Annotated in this window: 7 protein-coding genes; 5 read left to right on the forward strand and 2 right to left on the reverse strand. The window is 41.9% G+C overall.

Features of this window, described 5'->3' with window-relative positions; translation table 11 throughout:
* The 3 genes from pabB to GX654_01090 all read left to right on the forward strand — a co-directional run bounded on the left by pabB (position 1) and on the right by GX654_01090 (position 9,416).
* Entirely contained in the window at positions 1-2,247 is a 2,247-nt protein-coding gene (pabB, locus tag GX654_01080) for an aminodeoxychorismate synthase component I (protein ID NLD35443.1), read from the forward strand.
* 121 nt (positions 2,248-2,368) lie between these two features.
* Positions 2,369-8,638 (forward strand): PASTA domain-containing protein, encoded by a 6,270-nt coding sequence (locus tag GX654_01085; protein ID NLD35444.1) that lies wholly within the window; start codon positions 2,369-2,371, stop codon positions 8,636-8,638.
* Between the two features lie 76 nt (positions 8,639-8,714).
* Complete coding sequence (locus GX654_01090; protein ID NLD35445.1) at positions 8,715-9,416, forward strand: hypothetical protein; 702 nt, start codon at positions 8,715-8,717, stop codon at positions 9,414-9,416.
* 81 nt (positions 9,417-9,497) lie between these two features.
* Here GX654_01090 and GX654_01095 read toward each other — a convergent pair whose 3' ends face one another.
* Together GX654_01095 and GX654_01100 are read right to left on the reverse strand one after the other, a co-directional pair.
* Positions 9,498-10,112 carry a methyltransferase gene (locus GX654_01095; GenBank protein NLD35446.1) on the reverse strand — a complete coding sequence of 205 codons (615 nt, stop codon included), beginning with the start codon at positions 10,110-10,112 and terminating at the stop codon, positions 9,498-9,500.
* Between the two features lie 55 nt (positions 10,113-10,167).
* A complete protein-coding gene (locus GX654_01100) occupies positions 10,168-10,494 on the reverse strand; it encodes an RNA-binding protein (GenBank protein ID NLD35447.1) in 327 nt (108 codons plus the stop codon).
* Positions 10,495-11,054: 560 nt separating this feature from the next.
* Between GX654_01100 and GX654_01105 the strand changes: the two genes are divergently transcribed.
* Positions 11,055-11,255 (forward strand): cold-shock protein, encoded by a 201-nt coding sequence (locus tag GX654_01105; GenBank protein ID NLD35448.1) that lies wholly within the window; start codon positions 11,055-11,057, stop codon positions 11,253-11,255.
* A gap of 59 nt (positions 11,256-11,314) precedes the next feature.
* Positions 11,315-12,343 (forward strand): hypothetical protein, encoded by a 1,029-nt coding sequence (locus tag GX654_01110; GenBank protein NLD35449.1) that lies wholly within the window; start codon positions 11,315-11,317, stop codon positions 12,341-12,343.
* The last annotated feature ends 19 nt before the right edge of the window (positions 12,344-12,362 follow it).

Here is a 12,362-nt window from a genome sequence, read left to right on the forward strand (position 1 = left end):
GTGAAAAATATCAGAGAATTTACCGGGCACTTAACCGGTGTTGGAATCAAAAAGTTTTTACTAGGCATCTCTTTTGCTGAGATAGCAGCCTCTTTTGAAAAAGAAACAGGTACTGTAATACTTATGAGCGGAGGATGCCTTGACTGTGCAAGATACCACATCCTCGGCATAAGGCCATGGATGAGCCTTTCCGGAAAAGGCAATAATTTTACATTACAGGTATCAGGAACAGAGTATAAATATGAAGGAAATCCTTTTGATATACTTAAGGGGGTACTGACTGCATTTAAAATAAATAACATGCCTCACGATGTCCCTTTCGGGGCAGGCCTAATGGGTTATCTTTCATATGATCTCAAGGACTACCTGGAAAAACTGCCAAGGACAACTGTTAACGACCTGAATCTCCCTGTATTATCGCTTTATGCCCCATCGATTATACTTATATTTGATAAACATTCCGGGCAATATACCCTTTGCCTGCCAGAAATAGATGGCAAACCCTTTGTAGAACCTGATGAGGCAGAAAAGATACTCTTATCCGGCGTAGAAAGAATACGAGATACTGACGCAGATTATAAAAGCCGGTCAGCCAGCAGTTTCAGGTCAAATTTTACACAGGAGGAATATGAAAAGGTAATCCTTAAGATAAGGGAGTATATAGCCTCGGGCCATGTGTACCAGGTTAACATGTCCCAGAGGTTCGAAATGGATTATTCAGGTGACCCCTTCAGCCTTTTCATGAAGCTTTACAATGAAAACCCTGCGCCCTTTTTTGCCTTTATAAATGCTGGAGACCATCAGGTAGTCTCCACCTCCCCAGAAAGGTTTCTTACCCTCAGGAAAAGCTATGTGGAGACAAGACCCATAAAGGGTACTAAACCCAGGGGAAAGACAGAGGAGGAGGATGAGAGGTTCAGATCACAGCTTGTAAACAGCAAAAAGGATGAGGCAGAACTCTCCATGATCGTTGACCTTATGCGTAATGACATTGGAAAGGTGTGTGAGGCATCTACAGTAAAGGTAAAGGAGCACAAACGCCTTGAGACCTATGAAAATGTGTATCATCTTGTGAGCATTGTTGAGGGCAGGCTTAAAAATGGATGTGATGAGACAGACCTTTTAAAGGCCACCTTTCCGGGAGGGTCTATAACAGGATGCCCGAAGATAAGGGCAATGGAGATCATAGATGAACTTGAGCTAAACAGGAGGCATGTTTATACTGGATCCATAGGATATATAAGCTTTCATAAAAGCATGGATCTTTCCATTGCCATAAGAACCTCGATTATACATAATAACCGGATCTATTTTTCCTTTGGAGGCGGGGTTGTTTATGACTCTGACCCACTGGATGAGTATATTGAAACCCTTCACAAGGGAAAAACCATTATGGAGACACTACAAACAGATGGTAGCAAAAAAAACCATGAACCTCTTGCGTGGATAAACGGATCGCTTAACCCGCTATCACAGGTAAATATAAATATTTCTGACCTCGGATTTCAATACGGATATGGTCTTTTTGAGACCATTCGGGTAGACAATGGGCGCATTCTTTTTTTTGAAGACCACATTGAAAGGTTCAACAGTTCATGGAGAGCAATATTCAATCAACCTGTGCCAGACCTTACATGGGATGAGATTATAAGACAGGTAATCAGGGCAAACAGGCTTGATAAATCTGTTGTTGCTGTAAAAATAATGGCCACCTGTGGTGACAGGATTATCCCTCCATACAATCATAGTCTGATTGTAACAGCCAGACCATATAAACACAGGCTTACAGGCAAAACTGAAAAAGGTCTGAGACTGGGTGTGTATCCTGAACAGCGGCAAACCCCAGTGGCTGATCACAAGACACTTAATTACCTCTACTATTATATGTCAGGGAAATGGGCAGAGGAAAACAGCTTCGATGAGGCGCTCATACTCAACCCTGACAATAGCCTCTCTGAGACAAACACGGCAAATATACTCCTTTTAAAAGATCAAAAAGTCTTACGACCTGCTTCGCAGCATGTTTTAAAAGGCGTAATGGAAAAGAATACCTGCAAAATCCTTGAGGCAAATGGTTATTCTATAGAAGAAAGGTTGATATTACTTAATGATCTTTCTCACTCGGACAGCCTTATTATAACCAATTCTCTTATCGGTGTTGTACCGGTGATAAGTATCGGAGAGATGAGATTTCATATCTCCGCAGAATTGTGCGACAGAATAAATGAGGTACTTTCAGGTGTCTGACATTCTGCATCTTCTTATTTCAATCCAGTACTGCTCTAATTTCCTTGACATATATCCCTGAGGTTGTAAAAATTTCATAAAAATTCAATCCCAATAAATATATCAAAGTAAAGGAACTGAAATGCTCCTCCTGCCTTATAAAAAAAGTTTGTTATCCCTTTTTATCTGTATTCTTCTTATATCAGGGCATGGGCTCTGCCGCACGCCTGACGATCTGGATCGTGTAATTACAGAGTTTAAAAAGATCAGTAATCCTGATGATCAATTAAAGATAGCCTATCTGGGCCTGGATATATATGCAGCCATACCGCAGAAATCAGAGGTAGACCCTGATGACAGGGTTGTATTGAGCCTTATGAAACGCATTGTCCTTAAAGATGCCATGAGCAGGGCCGGAAAAAATGCTCTTGTGACAGCAGTGGGTACAACCGGGTACTGGGTTCTGGAGCAACAGGAGAGGATTGTAAATGACTATGATGCCCGGGACCAGGAGCGTATAGTAGAACTCAAACGAAAAGGCAGCTACATGGAGGGTTTGAGTGATCTGGATTTTGTTATCATGGGGCCTGATGCAGCAGTATATCAGGGCAACCTTTTCAGGATCCTTTCCCAGGGAATAGATGACGTCCGCCTTATCCCTGAAGAGCTGGAGCGCCTTGAAATCAGCTTTATCACTGATGAACAGGTAAAGGATCTCTCACCAGGTTCAGGAGGCCGAAACTTCTGGAACCAGCTCATGAACCTTGAGGCAGCATCTCCTCATCCTGAAAAATATATAACAAAGGGGGGTAAGGCGCTGTACGGCATGGAGCACCTTTTTGAAGAGGGGGCCGTGGCTGTTTCAAATCAGGGCAATTCACCAGGACTTTTCCGTGAATATGCTGATAAATCCGGTCACCGCATGGGACCCTTTGTAATATCACACCTGTTCGGCGGATCATGCGACATGGATTATTTTATACGCCATACCCTCGTAAAAAAAAGACAGGAAGGGGTAAAGACCGTTCTTCAGGTAATGAAATATCTTAAAAGGCAGGAATGGATGCTCAGGAGAGCGGCAAAAAATATAAACCAGCTTCCGGCTGAGCTTCCGAAAAAACCAGAGGCTGTAAAATCCCTTGAAAACTATGCGTCTGAAATTGCTGCATTCAACAATAAGGCTGTTAATCAGATGGTATGGAAATCGCCTGAAGCAACTGCAAGTTTTGGAAAACAGGCGCAGGAGCTGTCAGGCCTTATATGCAGTTTTGCGCATGAATCTATCATTGAAACAGGTGATACACTGCTCAATTTACGTGAAAAAAACCGGCTTACTGATGAAACAAGGGCGCTTCTCTCCTCAATAGTGTTTGACCTTGTTACAGTGGATGAAGAGAGGTATTCCAATGGATATCCTTCCTGGTATGCTAACTCTGTTTCAGTTGCAGCAAGCCAGGCTCCTATGCCAAGGGATAAAACACTGGATTTTCTAAAACGATACTTTGAAGGTAAATCCGATCACATGGCCGATGGGCCGGTTATCGCAATACCGGAGGTAAGGAAAAAGAAAAAGATGGATACAGGCCCGATCAGGCCTCCACCGGTCGCGAGTGTAGAAATAAATGAGGTTAAGGTTTCACCTGAAAAACCCCTTGCCGGGGCACCTGTAACCTTTAATATTTCGGGAAAGGTTAGCGGTATTTCAAAAGAGATGCCGGATTTTGCAAAAAATGAATACAGCGCTTCCCAGCAGAAGATAATGGAAGAGCTGGGCATGTGGTCTCTGAGAGCCACCATTCACAGGATGCAGATACAATATCTAATGGAACAGGATCTGCTAGGTAAAAAAGCTTCTTCAGGCAGCGGGCCATCAATGGAACCTGAGAACCAGACACTAAACAGGGCATCTTCATCACTGGATAAAATATATGTCTCACCTTATGAGATTACTCGAATTACTGAAGATTATCTTGAACCGGCAGAAGATGAAATCGCTAGGTTATCAGAGGAACTTGACCGGGCTGTAACCGATAAGCAGGATGGCAGATATGCCCTTCGGGTTCGTCCTGTCCCATCTGTAAGATCAATAAAGGACTATCAGAAAGCTCTTGAAGATACAATCAAACAGGCAAAATGGGCGCTGGATATTATCAACAACTTTGTATATCATTTTACAGCATCTCTTGAAATAACCACCGATAATAATGAGACTAGAATCTTTGTTACTGACCAGGGCGAATTTAATACTGTCTGGAATGAGGATGGAACCTATACAGGGACAAACCGCTATGATTCACGCCAGGATATCACTAGAGAATCACTGGCAGTGCGCCTTGCAGAGTTTCGGGAGAACACGCAAAAAGGTATCAATTATGTTGACAAGGCTATTGAATATACTGAAGAAATTAAAAAAAGGGTTGATCAGCTTGATGGCCTTCTGAAAAGAGATCCATCAACTGCCGCTGAAATTGCGGCTGAAATCCAGGGGCAGCTTGAGGTGCTTGCCGCAACTACCTCGGTTACCATCAAGGGTGTTCAGGACTTGAGAGTAAGGCTTGTTGAGGGGGTTACAGACGCCCATCTATATGTCTCAAAGTATATAGATACAAAAAATGATGGAAAGTACAGCAGAAAAGTCCGTTCTCTGGTAAAGGAATGGAAAGTACGTGAAAAAGAGTTGAGCGAAAAGACCCTGCCGGATCTGGAAAAAAAAGAGATATGGCTGAGAAGGGGTGCCTGGGCCGCATGGGGTGCAAAGTGGGGGTTTGAAGCCCTTTCTATTTATCAAAAATATGAGGAAGACAAGGCATCGCTGACCTCCACAGACTTGAGCGCCGAAATGGAAAATGCAGTTCTTGCCTTGAGCTTAATAGGTAAGGCAATAGAAAAGATAGTGGATTTAATACCTATCCCTATATTAGAGAGCACACTGAAAAGCTATGCAAAACTTCTCTCTGACGCTTCGACCTGGGCCTCTGCAATGGATTCGCTTCAAGCCATGCGATATCAGGATCAGGATTTTGAAATACGAATGGTAATCCCTCCTGCTGCCTACAAGACCCTTATGCAAAAATACACGGATCTCGACTCAGATCAGTTCTATCGTACACGCATGCCTCTTGCCGAATACAACGGGCTTACCATACTGGCCTATCCCCGCCCTGAGCCCACAGAAACCGGAGCAAAAAAACGTCACATGATGTGGCTGATATGGGATAAGCATAACCCTGCTGGATACCTTTTTCTGGATAAAAATACCTTTGAAAAATTGTCCCTGTATACAGCATGGTACCGGAGGGTTTATGGAGAAAATATCTCAGGAGAAAACCTCTACGCATTAATTACTAAAGGTAAATTTGAGACAGGATATATTTTTAAGGAGACCGTCACTCCGGATTCTTTAAGATTCAAGGCTGCAACCCTTCTTCGAATCAAGGCGCTTGAGGCCTATTGTTTCTCTCTTACAGGTAAAGGAAAATTTAAGGAAGAAGAGCTCTATACTTACATGAGCATGCTTTACCATGCCTCAGGAGAATTTGCCCGAAACGGGTTTTTACTTTCTGACCCTGATGTAAAAGAGATAATGGAGGCTGTTTTTTTTGAAAAACCCATAAGCGGCGCATGGGAAACTGTTTTCGATATTTTTACAATAGGAACAGGAAACGCGGTTCGTATAAATGATGGTGCTGCCGCATGGGATAAGATTTCAGGAGGTGAAAAGGAAAGGCTTGAGGTATTCCTGAATAAATTTATCCAGAAAAAGGTTGAGGTGCGTGCCAAAGAGAGGGAAAAGAACTGGAAAGAGGCAAAGGTCAGAGAGGACAGCAACACACCTGTTGCAGCAGGCCTTTTATTTTCCGAGACAGGTCTTGTGTTTAATCATGCCTTTTTCTCAAAGGCAGGTGACAGTTATGCGGATGATTTTCTGGATATAAATTCCAATGAGTTTACCATTTCCTGGAAAACCACTGTGCCAGATGACATTGACCTTAAGACTGTAACCTATGTATGTATCGCAGAGATAGCTGGCTACCCCAATACCCGTATACAATTTGCCCTGCCAATGGATACCCTTGAAAACGATATACTTAAACAGATGCTTGAGCTTGCCGAAAAGGCGGAAGAAAAAGGTAATAGTGCATGGAGTGCCTGTCAGAGGGCTTCTTCAGGAGTAGATGCATTTGAGGAGAGAAAAGAGGATTTTTTAAACCTCCTGGAAAAACTAAAAAAGATGGCGCAGAGCTTTGATTCCAGGCTTCAACAGGCAGAACAGGCCCCCGGTATTCTTAAGGTCAATTCTACTGAAGCAGAGAGGCTTTCAGATCTGATACTAAAAGATCAGGCTGAAATTGAAAAACTCAAGACCGAAATCTGTGAACTTTCAGGTGTTACTTCCCAGGCAGAAAAACAGAGACAAACACAGCTTTTTCAGCAGTTAATAAAAATTATGGAAAATATCAGGTCAAACTTCAGTCTGTTTATAAAACTCTTTGAGGAATCAGACAAGGCCCTGAATGGCTGGAAAGATTTCGAGAGAATGATTAAGGAATATGATGCATTGCTTAATGAAAACCTTGGCTGGGCAAGAGATTTATCAAATGGATTTTCCAGGAGTCTTGACGTCTTCAGAGAGGTTGATAAATCAATTAAAGAACTGGTAGAGATAAAAGAAAAGGCAGATACACTCCTTGTGGAGGCAAAGCAGGTTTATTCAGATCCTGAAAGTGCCCCTGTATTGCAGGAGATTCAAAATGCCTATAACCGTGTGGAAAGACCCTTAAATGAATTAAAGGATTGTCTCACCCTGGCCAATGAAAAGAAAAATCAGAATTTACCATTCTGGGAAACAGTCAATTCCGAACTTGTCAAATCAGAGTTAAATATAAAAAAGGGTAATGAGAAGTGGTCACTCCTTGTTTTAAAAAATGAAGATGTGGAAACTCTTGCTATTGAGATTTCAAATCTATGGCTGACATCCCAGGCACAGCTCCTTAAAGCCGAAAACAACATGGCTGATTCTGAGGCATGTATGGGAGAAAAAACATCTGATGATTCCGAGGCAAGGATGCCCGATCTTATCGGCATGGACATAGCAGCAGCAAAAAACAGTGTAAATAGTGTAGGATTAAAGCCTGTTTTCAGGGGTGGAGATCCCGCACCTTCAGATAATCAGGCATATACTGTAGCATCACAATCTCCTGCTGCTGACACAATTCTGAAAAAAGGGGAGAATGTAACTATTATCCTGTATGGTAATTTTGCCGGGTTTACTGTCCCTGATGTCATTGGGCTCTCTTCAAAGGAGGCAAAGGAAATACTGGAAAAGAGAGGCTTTAAAGTATCTCATGAGGGAGGTGATCCAGCGCCCGATGAGGGTCTTAAATATAAAGTGCAGGCACAGGTACCGGGTGCAGGTGAAAGGGCTGAAAAGGGTTCAATTGTAAGGGTGCGTATCTATGGAGATGTACATTATGTAGTTGTCCCATCTGTTTTCTCCATGACATCAGCGCAGGCAAAAAAAACAATTGCTTCCGCAGGTCTCATACCATCACTTTTTGGCGGGGACCCTGCCCCTAAAAAATCAATGAGCTACCGTGTGCAGAACCAGTCTCCTGAGCCTGGAACAATGGTTCCCCATGGAAGCAGGATCAACATACATGTTTATGGGAATTTTAGCCAGGAGCGTGCACTTTCAGATTCCAACTGCAATCACCTTCCTGGAACCATTCTTATATGGGATGACCAGAATGATCGTGCAGCATGCGCCTGTCCTCAGGGCATGGTCTGGAACAGTGCGAATAGCGCATGTATTAAAGACCCGCGTATAGAGGAAGACAGAATCCGCAGAGAACAGTTCTGGACAGGCCTTGCTGCTACTGCCGGGACTATTATTGCCAATGAAATAAATAGAAACAACAGACCTTCAGGAGGAAATACAACAGGGGGAGGTGTTCCCGGTGGATCCACATCAGGAGGCAGTACCAGTACACCTACTATCCAGTCAGGAGGAAGCACCCCCACACCAACAACAGGTGTTGGCGCGCCAGGCCTGAGCAGAGAAGAGTGTGAAAGAAAGTTCTGTCCGGAGTGCACCAATTCAGTCAGCTTACTGGGTCAGTCGGTTTCGCCACAATGCATGGATTGCAGAAAAAGAAAACAAAATGACATTGAAAAATGTATGAGAGGAGAAAAAACCGGGCCAGGTACCCAGCATGTTGAAAAGGAATACATGGTTATCTGTTATTTGAATGATAAAAATGAATGTACAACCTTTGATGTAGTTAAAACTAATGCTCGCATAAATGGTCGTTGGAAAATAATGTACGATGCGGATACATGGGATAAATGTCATGAAGAAGAGGAGCGCCTGAGATACCTCATATTACAAAACAATCCCTTGATAAGATATTAAACGATATTTTGTATCCACGCTATAGCGTTAATAATGTTTCATGAATGAAAATTAACAAGGTAACAGGAGATAGAAGATGAAATCATTAAAGTGTTTGATAATATTTTTTTTATTCTTTACCATATCAACAGCCGTAACCGCAGCACAACTTTCAGGGACTGTCACAAATGTCTCGAATCTTGATGTCACTATCAAAGTTGATGGCGGGCTAGTTCCTGTAAAAGGAGACACACTGGAAATATTCTTTACCCTGCCGGACGGTGAGTCGCTTTCCATTGGGACCTGGGTAATAACACAGGTAACAGGCAATATTGCACAAGCATCGGTAAAGGAAAACACAGGCAATCCGGTAACAGGCCAACGGGCCGTTATTTCCTCTGAAAATCCTTCTGCTATGTCAGTTCCCGGCAAAAAGGAAGATGTGGCAAGCGCATCCTTCAGTACAGGAAGTGTATATGACCAGTCAGGTGGAATCGAACAGATTATCAGTCAGCTACGATCATCTAACCCAATACAGAAAAGGGACGGTGCAAAGATTGCATATAGAATATTTTACGGTGATGCTTCAATAGCCGCCATTGCAGCAGAAGAGCTTGAAAAGGGGTATATGATAAATCACCGTGACCGGCATCATGTTGATGCAATGGCCTGGCTATGCAATATACTTGGCGCATCAAATAATAAGGAGTACAGGCCATTTCTTAAAAAGGTCTACAAAAACACCAAATCTGACAAAATAAATGATTATGCAAAAAAAAATTATAAGCTATTAAAATAAATGCCCTGCCCCACCTCAAACAAGGGTATCAATGCATGAGACAGGGGAAAAAACCTAAGCCAGCGGGCTTCAGAATTTAATTTATATGCATACCCTGAGTATGCGACCTTGCATGGAATATGGTCGGCTGATTTCCCAATTTATAATATTGCCTGTCCCTTCCTTCATGAAATACTTACCAAGTCTTTCAAAGGTAGGTCTTCCCGGGTCGGCAAAAACTATGGTCTTAACACCGCTATCCAATGCCCTGATCATCATTTGCTTAAGGGTGTCAACCATATCATCCCAGAAGCAGATATCTGAACCTATCATGACATCTATATTCTTGAAATCTTTGCCTGTAAGATCACTGAAGTCAGCCTCAATGGTTTTAACCCTCACATCATTTATCCCTGCAAGCAGGTGCACGTAGGGGAAAACAGCAGAATCACTGTCTATGCAGGTAACAACAGAGCCAAAGTTTTTCACACAGCATATTCCGGCGATTCCCCATCCGCACCCTAAATCAACAATATTTAACTGGCTGGATAATCTGATTCGTGTGAAGTAATCCAATAATAACCAGCTGGAAGGCCATATCCTGAATCCATGTATCGAAGGTTTGTGTATACGCTTTAATTCTCGTATGGATCTGTGACTTGAGCGGAGAACCTTTACCCCATTGCAGGTATAATCCTTTTCTCTGGTTTTAAACATCTATATACCTGTGATCCCCGCCTGGTCAGATTCAGCATAAAAGACAGAAATAATATTAGTATCGCCTTTTACCGAAATTACCGCCGCCACCCTGTCTGCCTCTTCCACCGCCGTCTCTGCCACCACTGCTTCTTGTATCACGTTTTGGATTGGCCTCATTTACCTTTATTGCTCTTCCCTTAAGTTCAGTATTATTCAGGGCATTAACAGCTGCCTCTCCCTCTGTCTTATTGGTCATTTCAATAAATCCAAAGCCCTTTGACCTGCCACTGTATTCATCTTTGATAACCTTTACTGATGTTACCTCTCCGAATGCTGAAAAGGCATTCTTCAGATCTTCCTCTGTCACTTCGTAAGATAAATTTCCTGCATAAATGTTCATTAATCATTCTCCTTTTAAATTAAAATAGCAAAATTACTGTTCCAACTGGAAACAGATATACCACATCTAATACGGTTCTAAGACAATGGAAGCTCATCCGGAGAAAATGAAAGCCAAATAAAAAAAATATACTGGCGAAATAGGCTGGCATGTGTCAGATTATACTTAATATTGTCCCTCGGATCACTCTTGGAAACATTGCTTTCCAAAAGAATGTAACTTTTTAAGATCATCAACTATTGATTATATAAAATTATTTAATATCTTTTTTTTTTAATTTTACATAATGTGGGAAACTTTATTTTATTAACATTCATAAGTCAAGTTTTTATTTTCTATTTTTAATTCAAACTATGAATCGCATGTAAATTTTAATTATTACTTACTTATATTAATTTTTATTAATAAAATTAGCTTGCATTTATAAAAATTACCGGTTAAAAAAAGGAGAAAATGATCTGGATTTTATCCAAATCTCTTTCGTTCAGAAGGAAACGGCTTTTAAATTGGCATCCTTTGTGTATTGAAACTTATATTTTATATGGAAGGAGGATGTCACCATGGCTAATGGAATTGTAAAATGGTTTAATGATCGCAAGGGTTTCGGCTTTATCGAACAGGATAATGGCCAGGATGTATTTGTTCATCATTCAGGGATTGCATCAAATGGATTTAAAAGCCTGAACGAAGGCGATCATGTTACATTTGAAGTAGAAAATGGACCAAAGGGTCTTTCTGCAAAAAATGTTGCAAAAGTATAAATATATCCATTTAGGTCTGAATAAAAGGCGTTTCATTTTAAAGGGACGCCCTAAGTATTATGTTTAACCGACTTAAAAAGATAATGAGACGCCCGAGCATAGCCATTGACCTTGGCACTGCCAATACACGTATATTTTCTTCTGATATAGGGCAGGTCATGGAAAAACCTTCTACTGTGCGCCCATCTGAAGTCTCAGAGAATAATTCATTTTCAGACGATTATATAACCTATCTGAACAGTAAGATTTCATACAATCCGCTGCGCGGGGGTGTAATAGTTGATATCTATAATGCCATCAATCTGCTCAAACCCCTGCTGAAGGAAACAAAAAGAGGCTTCAGGCAGCCTATCTCTCTTGCCTCCGCTCCAACAGATACCTCATCAAAAGAACGTGAACTCCTAGCAAAAGCAATTATTGAGGCAGGTGCATCTCAGGTGGCAATAATCCCTGAAGTATGGGCTGCGGCAATAGGGTCAGGCATTGATGTAAGCTCCGAACAGGCTCAGGCGCTGATAGACATTGGTGAAGGCGTTACGGACCTTGCGATAATCCGTGACGGGCAACTGATATATACTGCCGCTATCCGCACTGCATGCAGCGACCTTCAGAAGGCTGTGCGGTCTGCAATAGTTTCAAGACATAAAGCGTATATTTGTGCTGCTGAAGCAGAGCGTCTTACAAATACTATTTCAATAATCCTGATGAGTGAATCAACAGACCCCGGATACATAACTGTACAGGGTAATGATATCTTTAAAGGCAACGATGTAACAATTGATATATATGAAAAGGATATTGTAAGTGCCATGAATCCTGTAATAAACAGGATACTGAAGATGGTGGAGTTTAACATTAAAAGGCTGCCGAATTCAGTCTATGATGAGATTACTGAATCAGGCATCTGCCTGTCAGGAGGAGGCGCTCTAATATCCGGGATAGATAACCTGATCAAGTCACGTATAAACCTTGATGTCAGGATAGCATCTGATCCTACGCGTTCTGTGATAAATGGAGAGATCGAGACGCTTAATTACTGGCAGGGGCATAAAAAATGGTGGCAAAATATCTTCTGGCCCGACCTCTAGAGGTTTTATTTTTATAATA

It is taken from the genome of Desulfatiglans sp. (assembly GCA_012513605.1).
In the GTDB taxonomy this organism is placed as follows: domain Bacteria; phylum Desulfobacterota; class DSM-4660; order Desulfatiglandales; family HGW-15; genus JAAZBV01.

Excerpts from the sequence above, each read along its gene's own strand:
- GX654_01095 (NLD35446.1), bottom strand. The coding sequence starts at position 10,112 with ATGTTTAAAACCAGAGAAAAGGATTATACCTGCAATGGGGTAAAGGTT.
- GX654_01090 (NLD35445.1), top strand. The coding sequence starts at position 8,715 with ATGAAATCATTAAAGTGTTTGATAATATTTTTTTTATTCTTTACCATA.
- GX654_01085 (NLD35444.1), top strand. The coding sequence starts at position 2,369 with ATGCTCCTCCTGCCTTATAAAAAAAGTTTGTTATCCCTTTTTATCTGT.
- GX654_01100 (NLD35447.1), bottom strand. The coding sequence starts at position 10,494 with ATGAACATTTATGCAGGAAATTTATCTTACGAAGTGACAGAGGAAGAT.
- GX654_01105 (NLD35448.1), top strand. The coding sequence starts at position 11,055 with ATGGCTAATGGAATTGTAAAATGGTTTAATGATCGCAAGGGTTTCGGC.
- GX654_01110 (NLD35449.1), top strand. The coding sequence starts at position 11,315 with ATGTTTAACCGACTTAAAAAGATAATGAGACGCCCGAGCATAGCCATT.